The organism is Neiella holothuriorum, assembly GCF_019457915.1.
GTDB classification, from domain to species: Bacteria; Pseudomonadota; Gammaproteobacteria; order Enterobacterales; family Neiellaceae; genus Neiella; species Neiella holothuriorum.
This window is the reverse complement of record NZ_JAHZSS010000023.1, coordinates 23,996-41,621: the sequence shown is the minus strand read 5'-3', so window position 1 is coordinate 41,621 and position 17,626 is coordinate 23,996. Positions and strand designations below refer to the sequence as shown.

The following is a 17,626-nucleotide window of genomic DNA, read 5'->3' as shown; positions in this document are numbered from 1 at the left end:
GCGTTAGCTAGTGGCGACATTGCTCGCTGAACGGTGACTGTGTCGCGTTAACTGAAATGATGTCTCGTTAACTGAAATCAGGAGCGACATAACTAAACTAGAACGATCCAAGCCGGAGCCTATTACGTTAAGGGCTATAAGCAATTAACGGATAGGGTTGAACATGGTTTGGATCACGTCACACAAAGCTAAAGCACTACTAACGGCAGTGCTCCTTGGGTTCTATATCGGAGGCGCCATGGCAATTGAAGAGCCAAATTATCAATTGGTTGAGAAAGTTGATGAGTTTGAATTGCGTGCTTACAGCGCGATGGTCATTGCCGAAACAGTTGCCCAAGGGCCTATTGATGATGCGTCCAGCCAAGGGTTCCGTGCCGTGGCCGATTTTATCTTCGGTAACAACACAGCCAAATCTGGCGGATCTGAAAAAATTAGTATGACGGCGCCTGTTACTATTGCGCCGGGATCTGAAGCTCAAACCATGCAATCAGAAGCCAGCCTGAAGAATGAGCAGGGCATGTGGAAAATACATTTTGTCATGCCCAGCGCGTATTCGATGGACACCTTGCCCGAGCCGAGTAACCAAGCTGTATCGCTTGCAGAAATTCCTCCTCGGAACATGGCTGTCTTACGATTTTCTGGATTGACAGGCGAACGAAAGGTTGCTGAAAAAACGCAGTTGTTGATGGACTGGATGACTAGCAGAAACCTAACCCCTAAAAGCGCACCGAAACTCGCCCGGTACAACCCACCTTGGACACTGCCATTTTGGCGTCGTAATGAGGTGATGATTGAGTACTGACTTGTCGCACATCGATTGTCATACGCGTTATCACCATCTCGGCGTCAATTCGGAGAACAAGCAATGTTGAACATATTTAAACGCGATCCAGCCAAGAAGATGCGTAAGCAACGTACCCTGTTACTTAAAAGTGCCATGCTTGCACAGCGCAAAGGCGATATGCGCAGCTTCGCCAACTTAAGTGCTGAAGCCGAACAACTAACCAAAGAAATTGATAAATATGATGAGTAGGGCGTCAACCTGTAGTGGTTAAGATTCGATTCTTCTATCGACAGAGATCCAAACGGTCACCGACATTGCTTCTAGCCATTGCAGACTGAGTTTGCGAAGCCGTTGAGCGCCTCGTTTCGTTGCGAATCAACCGAAGTGTTTTGTTTAAGCTCGGTTGAGAGCGCTCAATGAAACGAGGCACCAGGCTTTTATTGCTTGTAGATAGTGCCGCCTTTCATCACAAAGTGGACTTGCTCGAGTGTTGATATATCCGCTAGCGGGTTTTGCTTCACGGCAATAATATCGGCATAAAGACCTGGCTTGAGTTCACCCACATCTTGTTGCCATTTGAGTAACGCAGCGGGCTCGATGGTTGCAGCTTGCAGTGCTTGTAGCGGTGACATACCAAATTTGACCATGCGTGATAACTGCTTGGCGTTATCTCCGTGGGGGTAGATGCCCGCATCAGTACCCAGTACGACTTTGGCGCCGCTGTTGACTGCGTGAGTGAAGCTTTGGCGCTGGATGGTGCCGACTTGGCGCTCTTTATTTAGGTTTTCCTCGGGTACTCCATTCGCTTCACCCTGACTCAAGGTGTATTCGGTGTTGTAGATATCCATCGACAAGACGGTGCCGTGCTTTTTGGCCAGATTGATGGTTTCTTTGTCGAGATAACTGGAATGCTCAATCGAATCAACGCCCGCTTTAATCGCAAAACGAATACCTTCATTACCGTGGGCATGTGCCGCTACGGTTCTACCATGGGTGTGGGCTTCATCAACAATGGCTTCCATTTCCTCAAGGGTATATTGACGCTGACCAACCACGGTGCCTTTAGAAAATACGCCGCCAGTGGCACAAAACTTAATCAGATCGACACCATATTTGACGTTACGACGAACCATTTGGCGAACGCCCCAAGGTCCATCGGCTACGCCATCTGATTTTTGCTTGAATGAATGGTTCAGGGCGTTATCGTCGCAATGACCACCGGTGATGCCAAGTGCGGGGCCAGAAACTGCCATGCGAGGGCCTGGTACTTCACCTTCATTGATGGCGTTGCGGAGTGCTACATCCTGAAAGTCACTAGCACCAACATCTCGTACAACGGTAAAACCCGCCATCAGTGTCTTCTCGGCGTTTACCACGCCGCCAATCACGGCGCGGTGTGGTGACTGAAACAGACCCGCATAATAGTTTTTGGCCAGCTGGCGAACCAAATGGGTGTGCATATCCATCAGGCCCGGCATCAAATAACTGTCGCCTAAATCAATCACGTCAACATCAGACGGTAACTCCGATTTATCAGCGGTAATGGCTTTAATGCGGTCACCGTCAATGACGATATAATGATTGTTTAGCACCTTACCGGAACGAACATCGATTAGGTGATCTGCCGTCACGACCTGTGTTATGGCAGAAGCAATGCTGCAAACACTGGCACCGATTAGTAAAAGAAATCCTTTCAAATAACCAACTTTCATGTACTTACTCTCTCAACAAAAATTGCGCCATAACCAGACGAAGGCGTTTCAGCATGCCATGCCCCGTAGGTATTTGAAATAAATTATATTAGTGAATCGATTTCAGGAACGCGTTTGCTGTACTTTTGGGCCATCCGTGGTGATCTGTTAGGCTAGCCAAGCAAGGCTGATATCGGCAGGAACATCTTAAGCAAGAGGCATTGAATCGTGCGCTGGATTAACCAACTAAATGATCCCGAATTACTTAATCAGGCATTTGCTATTGGTACGCTGACTGACGAAATCGTCGTGACCAATCCATACAATCATCAAGCCCTGTGCGCCATTGACAATCACACGGTTGAGCAGGTTAATCATGCGATTGCTGACGCTAAGGTGGCGCAAGCTGACTGGGCGAAATTGAGCGCAAAGCAACGCGCAAACATTCTACGACGCTGGCACGATCTGGTGCTGGCAGCAGCCGATGATCTCGCAACCATCATGACGCTGGAGCAAGGTAAGCCATTGCTTGAATCAACAGGCGAAGTTGCCTATGGCGCTTCGTTTATTGAGTGGTTTAGCGAAGAAGCGAAACGTGCCTACGGTCGCCATATTCCATCACCCGCGAGCGATCGACACATCGTTACCCTTAAACAACCCGTCGGTGTAACGGCTGGCATTACGCCCTGGAACTTTCCAATTGCCATGATCACCCGTAAAGCGGCGCCAGCGTTAGCGGCGGGGTGTGCCTTTGTGGTGAAACCGGCGGCAAATACACCACTGTCAGCGTTGGCGTTGGCACAGCTAGCCTACCGTGCCGGGATCCCGCCGGCGTTAATGCCAGTTGTGTGTTCGTTAGATGCGCCGTTAATCGGCAGCGTGTTCACGCAACATCCAGATATTCGTAAATTGAGCTTCACGGGCTCAACAGCGGTGGGTAAACAATTGATGTCACAGAGTGCCGCGCAATTGCAGCGGCTGTCGTTGGAGTTGGGCGGCAATGCTCCTTTTGTGGTGTTTGCAGATGCTGATCTTAATGCGGCCGTTGACGGCGCTATTGCCAGCAAATTCCGCAATGCTGGCCAAACGTGTGTGTGTGCCAATCGATTTTATATCGCGCGCGAAATCCATGATGAATTTGTCTCATTATTCGTTGCAAAAGTTGCTGCGCTCACTGTTGGCAATGGTATGGATTCGGCCGTGCAAGTCGGTCCTTTGATTGACGAGCGCGCGCTCAACAAGGTAAACGATTTGGTCGATAAGGCCATTGCTGCAGGCGCAACGCTCGTTTGTGGTGGGCAACCAGCACCGGCGCACGGTAACTGTTTTCTTCCCACGGTATTAACCGATGTGACGCCTGATAACCCAATCCTAAAACAGGAAATATTTGGGCCGGTTGCGCCTATTTGTGTCTTTGATTCCGAGCAGGAAGTCATAGCGCAATGCAATGACACAGAGTATGGCTTGGCGAGTTATTTTTATAGCCGCGATATCAATCGGATTTGGCGTGTTGCTGCGCAGCTAGAATGCGGCATGGTCGGAATTAACGAAGGTATTATTTCGACAGAGCTCGCGCCATTTGGAGGTGTTAAGCATTCAGGGATTGGCCGAGAAGGTGGTTCTGAAGGTTTAGATGAATACCTGGAAACAAAATACTTGTGTATGGGAGGGCTGGATTAGTTTGCCACCCATGCCGCTAAAACAATAAAAAACTGCCAGCATATGCTGGCAGTTTGTGTTCCTCCGCAACGGTTACTCGGCGGATTTTTCGGGTGTGGTTATTAAGTATTGATTTAAGAAATTCAAATATGCTTCTGAAGCTGTGATTCGGTTTTGTTTTTTGACAAAGCCGTGGCCTTCATCATCAAACAATACGTATTCGACGGGCACATTGTTCTTGCGGATCTCTGCCACCATTTCATCACTTTCAACCTGTAAAACCCGTGGATCGTTGGCGCCTTGCACTACAAGCACTGGGCTTTGAATTTTATCGGCATGGAACAGCGGAGAAATGCGCATTAAGCGTTCTTTGTCTGTTGCAGGATCGCCAAGTTCGTCATACAGGTATTGGCGGAAGCTTTCCCACCAAGGCGGGATACTTTCAAGGGTACGCACCCAATTAGTAACACCAAAGATATTGACGCCTACTTTGAATTCATTGGTGAAGGCCATTGCAGCCATGGTGAGGTAACCACCGTAGCTACCGCCAATGACGCCAATGTTGTCGGTATCGACCCAGTCCAATTGTTGTAAGTACTTTTTGGCGTACACAATGTCTTGTAAATCGTCTTCACCGTGGCGCTTATCATCGAGATGATAGAAGGTTTTGCCATAACCTGATGAGCCACGATTGTTAACAGCAAATAGCGCGTAACCATGATTGATGAGGTGTTGTTTCGCGGCGCTGTAGCCCATTCGTGATTGACCACCTGGGCCACCATGAATCCATATTAACGCTGGTACTTTGTTGTCAGCACTAGCCGTTAGGGGTTTGTAGAGTAAACCTGGTACTTCTAGCTCATCAAAACTTTTGAAGCGCTCAACGGTTGATGTCACCAAGTCATCTTCGGCCATGGCTGGGTTGAGAGTGTTGGTTAAACGTTTGGCTTCTTGATCGCCAATTTGATAACTAAACAAATTGGAAGGTGACGTATCTGAGTTGATGTAAAACGCCATGTTTTTTTCATCTGAAGAAAAGCCTACGCCTCTAAGATCACCTGCAGGTAATGCTGGTAAAGCAATGGCTTCTCCACTCGCAGTATCGAGGATCTGTAACTGTGTTTGAGCATCGGCATTAACGCCGGTAACCTGATATTTCCCGTGACGAGAGTAATAAAGGAATGCCACGTCCCAATCCGCTTTTTGTAACAACGCATGCTCAGACGAGGCTAAATCGAATGACCAGGCTTGCTGATATTCGCCGTGCTCATCGGTGCCGTAAATAAGTTGCTTGCTGTCAGGGGTAAAGGTAAATGTGCTAAAGCTGATATTACCGTCGTGCTCGGTGATTAGGGTCGGTGTTTTATCATTGCTGGCAAGGTCGACCACAAAGATATCGCTGTTGGCATTGGTGTGAACCTGGATTAATGCCAGCCAGCGGCCATCTTTGCTCACGTCTGACAATTGCCATGCGTCAGTGTTTTCAAACACCATTAGACGCTGGAAATTACTGATGTCATATAAATACAAATCAAACGCTTTATTGTCGCGTTCGTTGGTTGCGACATAGATGCCTTTGTCATCGTCAGACCAGCCATAAAATGAAGCTTTCAGACCTTCGCCCGGCGTTAAATCATGGTGATTGCCTTGTTCATCTAACACGTATAAATGACTGAGTTCATCACCGCCTTTGTCGGCAGTGTAGAGCGCTCGGTTGTCATTGGGAAACCAACTCACCCCCCAAAAGGCATCATCTTCGGAGTGCGTCAATTGCGTTGGCTTGGCACCATCAACCGGGTATTTGTATAGGTTAAATACGCCGGACTCATCGCTCGTTACCAGCACGGCAGAGCCATCATGATTAATTGAAGAACCAAACACGGTGGTGGTCTCAAAAAAATCAGCGGCGGAATATGCTTTCGGAGTTTTGGCAATTTGTTCTGTTGGAGTAGGGCTGGCCGATTGCTGTTCGGTAGTGGCGGTTGAAGAAGGTTTACCACAACTGGCGAGCATTACGCTGCTGCACAGCAGTGACGCCATCCATAGTGTTGATTTCATCGTTGAATCCTTGTCGTTGACACAATTGACGGTGAATTTCACTTACCAGCCTAATCCACAGTTGCAGAAAGCTAAAGTTAAAAAATGAACAATTTTTACAATAACTATCTGAAATTTCAGTGTCTCAGCAGAAAATGGTGACTCCTTTTATGGTGCGATGAGCAACGTAAAGCGTTCGTGATCAAGCTAACGCTGTGTGGTTATTTAGCTAGCGATCACGGGCAATGTTCCATAGCTTGAATGAACGATATTCCCGACGCTTACTGCTTTCAATATCAGCGAGCAATTTCAATACCTGCAATGAGTAACTTATGAACCATGTACAACGCGTTCTAACGGCTTTTGTCTTGAGCTTTACGGTAGTTACGGGGCAAGCCGCGGTGTTTGAGGTGTCGTCGGCTAAACAAATTAAACAGGCGATGAAGAAATTAGCGCCGGGTGATGAGTTGGTGTTGAGAAATGGTAAGTGGAAACATCAACAGATCAGGCTGAAGGCTTCAGGAACAGCAGACAAACCGATTACTGTTCGTGCCGAAACCGCCGGTAAAGTTGCGTTAACTGGCCAGAGCTTTCTTTATGTAGAAGGTCATCATATCAATGTGAGTGGTTTGCTTTTTTACGATGGCAGTCTTAATAAAGGTCACGTGATTAGAATTTCTGGTCAACACAATAGTTTGCGTGACACCGCTATCGTTAATTACAACCCCAAGTCAATCAACACGCGCTATCAATGGCTCAGTGTGTATGGCAGCCATCACACCATTACTAATAATCATTTTGAAGGGCAGAGTCATTCGGGCGTTACCCTCGTTGTTGGATTAAAAAAAGCCGGTGATGGCCACCATACGATTAGTCACAATTATTTTGGCAAGCGCCCCGCGGGGAATGCCAACGGTTTTGAGACGATCCGTATTGGAACCGGTAAAAGCGCCCACTTAAGCGCTAATACCATTGTTGAACATAACCTGTTTGAACAATGTAACGGCGAAATTGAAATCATTTCTAATAAAACCAAAGACAACATTTACCGCTTTAATACCTTTAAGGAAAGTGCTGGGACGCTAACGGTCCGGCAGGGAATGCGGGTTGGTATTGGTTATAACCACTTTATTGGCCATCAGGTGAAAGGAACGGGTGGCGTAAGAGTGATTGGCAACGATCATTTGGTGTTTGGCAATGTGTTTGAAAGCTTGGCTGGCCGAGCCGATGGGGTGCTTTCGCTTACCGCTGGCACCGTGCTAGAGCCGGGTAAAACATTAACCTTGTATCCACAAGTGACCGGCGCTGTATTGGCTAATAATTTGCTGGTCGATAATGCTGGGGCATATGTAGCCTTGGAGGCGGGGCTTGGTAGTAAAGAGCGTAAATTATTGCCGGAGAACGTGATGCTGATTAACAACCAGTTTATCCAGCAAGATTCATCCGCGCCGCTAATTGCAGGAACACGTAATTCGAAGATTTATTGGCAGGGCAATCAAGCTAACGCCGTTGCTATTAGTAATCTTAGTGAAGACCAAGCAGTAACAGGCGTGGTATTGGATAATGATTTAAATCCGTCCGCAGGCCATAACTTCATGGCTAATTTGGTGGCTAACCACCATTGCAAGAAAACTGTAGAGACACTTGATGAGGCGCGCTGGGATCTGGCCCAACTCGCTAAAATTTGTGAACAGTTTGAACCCGCGTCACTGGCAGATTTGCAGCCGAAAACAACGACGGATGTTGGTGTGAGTTGGGTAAACTAACTGGCCGCTTCGCATTAAGCGTTAAAAAGAAAAAGGCGCCTATCGGCGCCTTTTATCGTCATGAAGTTCGATTAACCTTCATTCAAAATTGTTAGCATGCGGCGTAGCGGCTCGGCTGCGCCCCACAACAATTGATCGCCAACAGTAAAGGCTGAAACATATTCTGGGCCCATCGTGAGCTTGCGAATACGGCCAACCGGAATACTGAGCGTTCCGGTTACTTTGGCTGGTGTTAGTTCTTGCATGGTGATTTCTTTGTCGTTCGGGATCACTTTAACCCATTCGTTATGACCAGCGAGAATCGATTCGATTTGTTCAACTGAAATGTCTTTTTTCAGTTTCATGGTCAATGCTTGGCTGTGGCAACGCATGGCACCAACACGAACACACAAGCCGTCGATTGGGGTAGGCGCTTGTTCGGTTCCCAAAATCTTGTTGGCTTCAACTTGTGCTTTCCATTCTTCGCGGCTTTGACCACTGTCGAGCTTAGAGTCAATCCAAGGCAACAGGCTACCGGCTAATGGTGCGCCAAATTGTGCTGTTGGTAGCTCTTCAGAACGAATGGTTTGTGCAACTTGTTGATCGATTTCCAGGATTGCAGAGGCTGGATCGTCCAACAAATCTGATACGGAATCGCGGATCGTACCCATTTGTGAAATCAGCTCTCGCATGTTGCGAGCGCCAGCGCCGGATGCGGCTTGATAAGTGTGCGGGGTGATCCACTCCACTAAATCTTGTTCAAATAAGCCACCTAAGGCGATCAATAACAAGGACACTGTGCAGTTGCCACCAACAAACGTTTTAACGCCGTCGGTCAACCCTTGATCAATCACCTTGCGGTTAACAGGATCAAGAACAATGATAGCGTCATCTGCCATACGTAATGACGATGCTGCGTCAATCCAGTAGCCTTGCCAGCCCGCATCTCTGAGCTTGCTATAAACAGCGCTGGTGTAATCGCCACCTTGACAGGTAACAATAGCGTCCATTTGTTTTAAGGTGTCGATGTCATGCGCATCTTTTAGTGCGGCGACGGGTTTGCCGACATCTGGACCCGGCTGACCTGCTTGTGATGTGGTAAAAAATACCGGATCAATGGTCGCAAAATCGTTCTCTTCACGCATACGCTGCATCAGCACAGAGCCTACCATGCCGCGCCAACCAACGAACCCTACTTGCTTCAACGCCATCGTTGTCTCCTGAAAAATCATTACTTCTTTTTGATAGGCCAGCTATTCTATTTAAAACCAGCCAAAACACCACTGATTATGTCAATTAAAATGCATAAAAAGTGATTTTTTATTCACTTGCTAATGTAATCAATGCACAGATGAAATTTTTCTAAAAATTTGCGGTCCAACTGTGCTGACAATGAATCCTCAAAACTAACTGGAATTTAAGGCGTATTCAATGAACAAAAGCATCAGAGCTTCTGTATTATCTGTGGCCGTGACCTGCTGCAGTTTCGCTGCTTCTGCAGGCTCCCTCATCTCAAACGTTCCTGTACTCACGCTCGAAGGTGCTAAGGTCATCGCTAGTGCCTCTGCAGCTAAAGCTAAAGCTGAAAATTGGAATGTTGTTATTGTGGTTGCCGATGCCAATGGCCGTGTGACTTATTTGGAGCGGATGGATCGTACCAGCCCTTCAAGTGTTGATGTGGCAATGAAAAAAGCTGAAACCGCGGCACTATATAACCGCGATACCAAAGTATTTGCTGACCGTGTTATTGGTGGCGAATCAACATTAATGACGTTGCCGGATATGCTGCCGTTCCAAGGCGGTCTGCCTGTGGTGGTTGATGGTACCTTGGTCGGTTCTGTAGGTGTCAGTGGCGTTCAAGGTCACCAAGATGCAGCAATTGGCCAAGCCGGTATTGATGCATTCATGCAAGCCCTTAACAAGTAATGATTAGACTGAGTCTTACCTCGATGGCATTTGTGCATTCGGGGCTGGCTTGTTACAACGCATAAAAAGGGGCTCCAACACAACGTTGGAGCCCTGACGCAACGGGGTTGACATAACGGGCTTGTTTGTCACCTCGTTAAACTTAAATCTGTTACTGACGTGCTTGTTGCTTCACTAACAAGCGGTAGTGATGGAGTAGTGGTTCGGTGTAGCCACTAGGCTGATGTTTTCCTTCAAAAATCAATGCTCGCGCAGCTTGAAAGGCAATGCTCTTGTCTGGGGCTGTTGCCATGGGTTGATAATTTTCTGTCGTTGCATTTTGCTCGTCGACAATCGCGGCCATTCGTAACATAACCTTCTGAACTTGCGCATCATTACAGATCCCGTGTTCTAGCCAGTTGGCGATGTGTTGACTTGAGATCCGCAGGGTTGCTCTATCTTCCATTAAGCCGACGTGGTTAATGTCGGGGACTTTCGAACAGCCAATGCCTAAATCAATCCAACGAACCACGTAGCCAAGAATGCCTTGAATGTTGTTTTCCAATTCACGCTCGACGTCTTCGTGGCTTAACGTTTGGTCTGCCGCCATCAGTGGAATCGTTAATATGTCGGCTAATTTGGCCTTAGAGCGTTGTTGCAAGCTTTGCTGCAGGTCGAACACGTCAACGTCGTGGTAGTGCAGGGCATGTAACGTAGCTGCGGTGGGTGATGGTACCCATGCGGTGTTGGCGCCGGCGCGAGGATGATCGATTTTAGTTTTCATCATCTGAGCCATTTCATCGGGCATTGCCCACATCCCTTTACCGATTTGTGCCTTGCCAGGTAAGCCACAAGCAAGACCAATATCGACATTCCAATTTTCGTAGGCTTTTATCCAAACTTGCTCTTTAATTGCACCTTTCGGTAGGAATGCGCCGGCTTGCATACTGGTATGAATTTCATCGCCGGTTCGATCCAGAAACCCAGTATTGATAAAGCACAAGCGTTGTTTGGCTTCACGGATACAGGCCTTTAAATTAACCGTTGTACGACGTTCTTCGTCCATGATGCCAATTTTGATGGTGTTTTCCGGCAAGCCTAGTAACTGCTCAACGCGCTCAAACAAGTTGCAGCTGAATGCGACTTCATCGGGCCCGTGCATCTTAGGTTTAACAATATAGATACTGCCCGAGCGCGAGTTTCGAATACTGTCGTTATCTTGTTTTTGCAAGTCTTGCATGGCAATGAGGCAAGTCACTACTGCATCAACAATCCCTTCTGGCGCCTGTAGGCCATGTTTGTTGGCTACGAGTTCGTTGGTCATCAACAAACCGACATTGCGGCACAATAACAGTGAGCGGCCATGCAAACGGATCTCTTCACCATTTTTACCGGTGTAGAATCGGTCTTTGTGCATTTGTCTTAGTTGGGTGCTACCGCCTTTTTGAAACGAAGCATGAAGATCACCACGAATGAGGCCGAGCCAGTTGCGGTAGGCGTGAATCTTATCTTCTGCATCAACCGTCGCCACGGAGTCTTCGAAATCCATAATGGTGGTTACCGCAGATTCCATCAAAATATCATTGATGCCAGCTAAATCGTGTTGGCCAATGGCGCCTTTACGATTGATGGTCAGTTCAATGTGCAAGCCGTTGTTCTGCAGCAATATCGCCGTTGGCTCTTCTTTGTGGCCCGTTAAGCCAGCGAACTGACAAGGCGTATGCAAACCGCTTTGGCTGCCGTCAGGGAAGCAGGCTAATAAATGTTTGTAGTACACAACGTATGCGCTGACGTTATGGTGGGAGCCTTGCTCTAACGGGAATACCCGATCCAAAAAGTCTTTTGCTTGCTTGATTACCGCGTTGCCGCGAGCTTCATTGAAGCGCTTACCGGGTTTCAGACCATTAACGCGAGGGATCACGTCGGTGCCATAAAACGCATCATACAAGCTTCCCCAGCGCGCGTTGGCTGCGTTCAGCGCAAAGCGCTCATTGGCGATGGGTACCACAAGTTGCGGACCGGCAATGGTGGCAATTTCATCATCAACGTTGGACGTCTCGATGGTGAAATCATCCCCTTGATCACGCAGGTAACCAATGTCCTGCAAGAACTTTTGATAATGGGCAGTATCAAAACGCTCACCTTGATGTTGGTTGTGGTAGTGATCAATTTGCTGCTGCAGCCGCTCGCGGGTATCAAGGAGTGACTGATTCACTGGGCTGAGATCATCCACGAGTTGCTCAAAACCTTGCCAGAACGTGACAGGGTTTAGTTCCGTTGCCGGCAATACTTCTTCGTTAATGAATCGATAAAAGCCTTGATGTATCTGGCTGTTTTGCTGGGCGGGCATTGTCATAGCCTGATCTTCCGATTTCATGGGTTCTCTCCAGTGCTGCAATACGTTGTTGCAGAATGTTGTATTGATTGTTTCGCGATAACGGGGTGCATTTAGCAATGATGGTGTTTGCTTTGTGCGCCAGCTCTCATCAATGTGATTTCTATGAGTTAGCCGTCATCGGTTATTTTGTAGTCTAGTGAAATCGTAACTAGAATTTCACAATAAAAATTTCACAGTGTGAATTTTACAAAATGAAGCCAACAAAAAGCTTAATGAGAAAGAGTCATTTTCTCGGTACCAAGATCAGAAACCTTCGCAAACGAAACCATTTAACCATGGAGGATTTGTCAGCACGCTGTGTGCGCATCGATCCCGAGTCAGCGCCTTCAGTGTCTTACCTGTCGATGATTGAACGTGGTAAGCGGGTGCCCAGTGTGGCCATGTTGGAAGTCATTGCTGGGGTCTTTCAGAAACAACCCGATTGGTTTTTAGATGACGTGCCAGAGCAAGAAGCCATTGCGCCAGACAAAGGCTCACGTGGCGGGATCAGCGGCATGGCGCTCGAGCCGAGTTTTTTGTTCTCGAACGACATTCTTCAAATTGCGATTCCCGAAATGCTCTCACAGACGGGCACCACTGGGCGTCAATTCGCTCACTTGCTCATTCGTGCGCACCAAGAGCATCATCAAAACCACTTTCCGGATTTAGAGCGCGCTGCTGAAGAGGTGGGTAAAAAGCGCATGCCGTTGAGTGTTGAGGAATTGCTAGCAATTGTTCAACACCTAGGGCTAACCGTTAAGTGGTTTCAGCGCGCCCCTAACGATGTTCAAACAGCGTTGGGGATGCGCAGTAAATCGGTCATTACGTCATTTTTTGAACCACCGAATACGCTCCATTTGAACGACATTCTCAAGCAAGTACCGACCCGATTAAAATACGATTTAGCTGCGCATATTGGCCACTGTGTGCTGCATAACAAAGACGGCTTAAAAAGCGTTATGACTGTTGGTGGTCACGATTCCGAGTTGGTTGATGAACACGGTAATACGGCATCGCAATCTTCAACCATGGATCAACAAGATATTCTCCATGCGTGGCGCGACTTCGAGTCGAGTTTTTTTGCCGGCGCGTTGCTTTGCCCCAAAGTGCCGTTTCGGCAATTGCTCGATCGCCACGGCTACGAGGTTGGCGTCAACAAAATGGTCGAAGTATCAGCATCAGTCGCGATGCGCCGTATGACCGCGGTGTCACCCTATAGTCATTGGCACTATTTCGATGCTTATGCGCCAGGCAAGTTAAAAGCCGTTTATCGCGGCAATGGCATTCCATTGCCGTGGGGCAATATGCGAGCAGTAGCGGATCCATGTCAGCATTGGTCGGTGTTTCGCATGATTAATCAGAGTGGCAAAGGCTCCTCGGCGCAAATATCCATTTTAAACGTCGCCAATGAACCGCGTATTTATTGCTGCGAGTCGGTCAAAGTGAAGGATCTTGCTGGTAATAATCATGTGCTGTGCGCGGGCATTGATTTAAACCCAGCCATTGATGCGCAAGGTGGCGATAGTCTGACGTTGGCTGATGATTTACGACGAATTTGTGTGGCTGGCGGCGGCTCGGCCAAGATGCCCATCAAGATTCAGGACGACTTGATGAGTGTGGCACGCATTTTAAACATCAACTGGATTGAGCGCGGCATCCTCAATGAAGCCCGTTTAATTTGCTCACGAGGTACAGCGTGCCCGCGTGAGCCGAGTTGTTATCAAGCGTAATCATGCTAATTCACTGAGTAATTTTGCTATCGCGACTACTATTAATTGGTTGCTTACAAGCTACGCTTTGCAGTGTTAGAACACCTGCAAGGCTTCGGACATGTTGCCTTTGGTTAAATCTGCAACGTCAAATTGGAGACCATGGATTGAATCTTCCGACTCGGCTTTTGCAATTACTGGTGCTAGTGATCGGTTTGGTACAGGGTAAAACCTTTGCAAACGGTGAGCCTGCCAACCCACGGACACTTGTGTTGGCTACTCACAATTTATGCCCTTATGGTTGTTTTTCTGCAGGTGCGGACAAAACCGACATGAGCCAATTTCGTGGCATTGCGGTTGAAACAGTGCGTTGCGTGCTGGCTGATATTGGTTGGCAATTAAAGCTTGATGTGGTGCCTTGGGCACGAGCGCAACAGTTGGCAAAGTTTAACGCGGTTGATGGTTTTTTTGCGGCATCGCATAAAGCGGAGCGCGATGAATTTGCTCATATGTCGGCAATCATTGCTGAGCAGCGATGGGATTGGTACTTAATGGCCGATAGCCCTCTGATTCCCGACTCGGCTGATTTTAAACGCGTAGCGAAAGTGGGTGGGTTTGACGGTTCAAACATGCTTACGTGGTTGCGCTCAAACAATTATATGGTGGCGTCAAACCCGCCGGACACGGGAAAATTGCTAAAAGTATTGTTGGCAAAACGAGTCGATGCCGTGGTTGCCAATGACAAAGTCATGACTGAATTGTTAGTGCGTCGTGGCGTCGGCCAAAAGGTCAAGAGCTATCCCCTTGTTAATAAACCACTTGGGGTTTACTTCACCCATGACTTTGTGGCGCATAACCCAGGATTCCTAGAGCAATTTAATGACCATGTTGAGTTGTGCCGCCACGACTGAATTCGGTTATTTGGTAAAAATGCCTTGGGCAATGGCTTTCTGAATGGCGACGATGTTGGTGCCACTCTTAAACTGTTTGACCAGCGGCTCTTTGGCACTTGAGACCCAAATTTTCAGCTCAGTGTCCATATCAAACGTTCCTGCCGTTTCCACTGCAAATTGACTGATCGATTTGAAGGGGATGGTGTGGTATTCAACTTTCTTGCCGGTTACGCCCTGACGATCGACAATAATCAAGCGATATTCGGTAAACACAAACATATCTCTGATCACTTGATACGCCTGGGTGATGGTTTCGCCGTCAAACAGAATACTCTCAAATTCTGCCTGAAGTTTTTCGGTATCGACTTCTGATGCGTTACCCATCAAGCCACTCAAAAATCCCATAATGCAATTCCTTTGGTTGAAGAAGATTTGATATACCTTAGCAAGCTTAAGCTAATTGATTCATATTGCGAGCTTATTGCCATTCAAATGTAGAGAACGGGGCGTTTAAAGTTTTACGCCTATGAAGGCGGTTTGAGGGCAGTCGTGCTTTTTATTTGAGCTGATACCGGTTTGGTGGGCGACGCAGGTGGCATGGTTATTTGGCTGACAGCAAGAAGGGCCAAAGTAGGTTGGTCACCTTACTGCTTATGACGATTGTTCAATCAAGGTGCTGGCAAATTCCAGCACCGTGCAAGCAGCAAACTAATGCAGGTATGGCAAATCAGGTAGCTTCTTGAGAGCCGCTGAACACATCAATTGCTGATGCGGAATACCTTCTTCCATAAACACTGGGCCTACCGGACACGCTGCACAATCACTAAAACGAGGTAGATCATTAAGCTCTGGCGCCATATACACATCGTCGAGCGATTGTTTACGAGCCATTTTTAACAGTTTTCGGGTGATGGCTGATCCCAGCCCTTGATTTCGAAACTCCATTAATACGGCAATACGGCCGATTTTGCCATTTCGACATAATCTGCCAGAGCCGATGGGACGACCCTTTTTATCGCATGCTAGTACATGCCATGAATGCTCATCTAAACCATCAAACTCACTACGAGGGTCGACCCGCAACTCACATACAAAAACGCGGTAACGAACCTGTTGTAGGTTTTGCCAAGCATCCTGCCAGCGGACTTGTTGTAATTGGAATTTGGTCGCCATGTGATCGCTGCTTACATACGTTCTAAAAGTGAAACTGTAACAAACCAGCGTAGAACAGCTGGTTAAAAAATCAACAAAAAGGCTGGGATAAATTGTTTTATAAGGGTAAAGCAGACTGTCCGAATGGGACTGTGAGTGTTAGAAAGAACGAACGTAAAGTGGTACTCAATAATTAACTAACTGTAATAACGAAACTAATTTAGCTAGGCATTAAAAAAGGGGCCAAAAGGCCCCTTGTCATGAGGTTCGGTTGATTCGAGTTATGATAACTCGTCAACAAAAGCGATGGCGCGACCAATGTAGCTTGCTGGAGTCCATTGCTTCATTTCAGCTTTAACTGACTCTGGTAATTCAAGCGTATCAATAAATGCGGCCATACCTGGGCCATCAACGCGTTTACCGCGAGTGAGCTCTTTCAACTTCTCATATGGTTTTTCAATCGCATAGCGACGCATAACCGTTTGTACCGGCTCAGCTAGTACTTCCCAGTTTTGATCCAATTCAGCCAACAGCGACTCTTTATTCACTTGAAGTTTGCTGATGCCTTTTAGCGTGGCTTGAATTGCGATCAACGAATGGGCACAGCCAACGCCGATGTTACGCAATACCGTTGAGTCGGTGAGGTCACGCTGCCAACGGCTAACGGGCAATTTAGCGGCCAAGTGGCCAAATAACGCATTGGCGATGCCGATGTTACCTTCTGAGTTTTCAAAGTCGATTGGGTTAACTTTGTGCGGCATTGTTGAGCTACCAATTTCGCCAGCAATGGTTTTTTGCTTGAAATGGCCTAACGCAATATAACCCCAAACATCGCGATCGAAATCGAGCAATACCGTGTTGAAACGAGCGTAAGCGTCAAACAGTTCGGCAATGTAATCGTGTGGCTCGATCTGCGTGGTGTAAGGATTCCACGTTAGACCTAAGCTGGTGACGAATTCTTCTGAGAATTTGTGCCAGTCAACATCAGGGTAAGCCGACAAGTGAGCGTTGTAGTTACCAACTGCGCCATTGATCTTACCGAGGATTGAAACCGCTTGAACTTGTTCTAGCTGACGTTGCAAACGAATGTACACGTTGGCCATCTCTTTGCCCATCGTGCTTGGGGAGGCTGGCTGGCCGTGAGTACGAGACATCAGCGGAATGGTTTTGTACTCAATTGCCAACGCTTTGATGGCGTCAGTTAATTGAGTCATATACGGGATCAATACGTCGTTGCGGGCTTCACTCAGCATCAGGCCATGAGACAGGTTGTTGATGTCTTCAGACGTACAGGCAAAGTGAACAAACTCGCTAACCGCGTTAAGTTCAGCGTTACCTTCAATTTGCGCTTTAATGAAGTATTCAACTGCTTTTACGTCGTGGTTAGTGGTGCGCTCAATGTCTTTGATCTGTTGAGCGTCTGCTTCTGAGAAGTTAGCAACGAGCGCATCAAGCACTGCGTTAGCATCATCAGAAAGCGCAGGCACTTCAGCAATGGCAGGTGTTGCCGCCAGCTTTTGTAACCAACGAACTTCAACCGTTACTCGGTATTTAATTAGGCCAAACTCACTGAAGTAAGGGCGCAGATCAGCAGCTTTGCTGCCATAGCGGCCATCAACAGGAGAAAGTGCGGTAAGAGAGGATAATTCCATGGGTATGCTCCGATGCCTCGAC

General features: G+C 47.6%; 14 protein-coding genes. 7 read left to right on the top strand and 7 right to left on the bottom strand.

Annotated features, from left to right (window positions below):
* Positions 1 to 163 precede the first annotated feature (163 nt).
* Both K0504_RS15645 and K0504_RS15640 read left to right on the top strand, forming a co-directional pair.
* Complete coding sequence (locus tag K0504_RS15645) at positions 164 to 802, top strand: SOUL family heme-binding protein (protein WP_220105093.1); 639 nt, start codon at positions 164 to 166, stop codon at positions 800 to 802.
* A gap of 63 nt (positions 803 to 865) precedes the next feature.
* Positions 866 to 1,033 (top strand): DUF6435 family protein, encoded by a 168-nt coding sequence (locus K0504_RS15640; protein ID WP_220105092.1) that lies wholly within the window; start codon positions 866 to 868, stop codon positions 1,031 to 1,033.
* Between the two features lie 188 nt (positions 1,034 to 1,221).
* On the opposite strand, the gene K0504_RS15635 is transcribed toward K0504_RS15640, so the two are convergent.
* Entirely contained in the window at positions 1,222 to 2,496 is a 1,275-nt protein-coding gene (locus K0504_RS15635) for a Xaa-Pro dipeptidase (RefSeq protein WP_220105091.1), read from the bottom strand.
* A gap of 216 nt (positions 2,497 to 2,712) precedes the next feature.
* Between K0504_RS15635 and K0504_RS15630 the strand changes: the two genes are divergently transcribed.
* Positions 2,713 to 4,155: an NAD-dependent succinate-semialdehyde dehydrogenase gene (locus tag K0504_RS15630; protein ID WP_404823020.1), complete on the top strand. Its 1,443-nt coding sequence runs from the start codon at positions 2,713 to 2,715 to the stop codon at positions 4,153 to 4,155.
* A gap of 72 nt (positions 4,156 to 4,227) precedes the next feature.
* Here K0504_RS15630 and K0504_RS15625 read toward each other — a convergent pair whose 3' ends face one another.
* Entirely contained in the window at positions 4,228 to 6,192 is a 1,965-nt protein-coding gene (locus tag K0504_RS15625; RefSeq protein WP_220105089.1) for a S9 family peptidase, read from the bottom strand.
* A 311-nt stretch (positions 6,193 to 6,503) separates the two neighbouring features.
* Between K0504_RS15625 and K0504_RS15620 the strand changes: the two genes are divergently transcribed.
* Entirely contained in the window at positions 6,504 to 7,937 is a 1,434-nt protein-coding gene (locus tag K0504_RS15620; RefSeq protein ID WP_220105088.1) for a polysaccharide lyase 6 family protein, read from the top strand.
* Between the two features lie 71 nt (positions 7,938 to 8,008).
* Here the strand turns inward: K0504_RS15620 and asd are convergent, their stop codons facing one another.
* Positions 8,009 to 9,127: an aspartate-semialdehyde dehydrogenase gene (gene asd, locus K0504_RS15615; RefSeq protein ID WP_220105087.1), complete on the bottom strand. Its 1,119-nt coding sequence runs from the start codon at positions 9,125 to 9,127 to the stop codon at positions 8,009 to 8,011.
* Between the two features lie 220 nt (positions 9,128 to 9,347).
* Here asd and K0504_RS15610 point away from each other — a divergent pair, with 220 nt between their 5' ends.
* On the top strand, positions 9,348 to 9,842 hold the full coding sequence (locus K0504_RS15610) for a GlcG/HbpS family heme-binding protein (protein ID WP_220105086.1): 495 nt from the start codon (positions 9,348 to 9,350) through the stop codon (positions 9,840 to 9,842).
* 151 nt (positions 9,843 to 9,993) lie between these two features.
* On the opposite strand, the gene K0504_RS15605 is transcribed toward K0504_RS15610, so the two are convergent.
* Positions 9,994 to 12,177 (bottom strand): malate synthase G, encoded by a 2,184-nt coding sequence (locus K0504_RS15605; protein ID WP_220105125.1) that lies wholly within the window; start codon positions 12,175 to 12,177, stop codon positions 9,994 to 9,996.
* Between the two features lie 233 nt (positions 12,178 to 12,410).
* Here K0504_RS15605 and K0504_RS15600 point away from each other — a divergent pair, with 233 nt between their 5' ends.
* Together K0504_RS15600 and K0504_RS15595 are read left to right on the top strand one after the other, a co-directional pair.
* Entirely contained in the window at positions 12,411 to 13,928 is a 1,518-nt protein-coding gene (locus K0504_RS15600; RefSeq protein WP_220105085.1) for a DUF3612 domain-containing protein, read from the top strand.
* Positions 13,929 to 14,074: 146 nt separating this feature from the next.
* A complete protein-coding gene (locus K0504_RS15595) occupies positions 14,075 to 14,818 on the top strand; it encodes a substrate-binding periplasmic protein (RefSeq protein WP_220105084.1) in 744 nt (247 codons plus the stop codon).
* Positions 14,819 to 14,824: 6 nt separating this feature from the next.
* On the opposite strand, the gene K0504_RS15590 is transcribed toward K0504_RS15595, so the two are convergent.
* From K0504_RS15590 to purB, 3 genes are all read right to left on the bottom strand, one after another.
* The gene (locus K0504_RS15590; protein WP_220105083.1) at positions 14,825 to 15,205 is read right to left on the bottom strand and encodes a PH domain-containing protein; all 381 of its coding nucleotides are present in this window, start codon (positions 15,203 to 15,205) and stop codon (positions 14,825 to 14,827) included.
* Between the two features lie 303 nt (positions 15,206 to 15,508).
* Complete coding sequence (locus K0504_RS15585; protein ID WP_220105082.1) at positions 15,509 to 15,973, bottom strand: GNAT family N-acetyltransferase; 465 nt, start codon at positions 15,971 to 15,973, stop codon at positions 15,509 to 15,511.
* 260 nt (positions 15,974 to 16,233) lie between these two features.
* A complete protein-coding gene (gene purB / locus K0504_RS15580; protein WP_220105081.1) occupies positions 16,234 to 17,604 on the bottom strand; it encodes an adenylosuccinate lyase in 1,371 nt (456 codons plus the stop codon).
* Between the last annotated feature and the right edge of the window lie 22 nt (positions 17,605 to 17,626).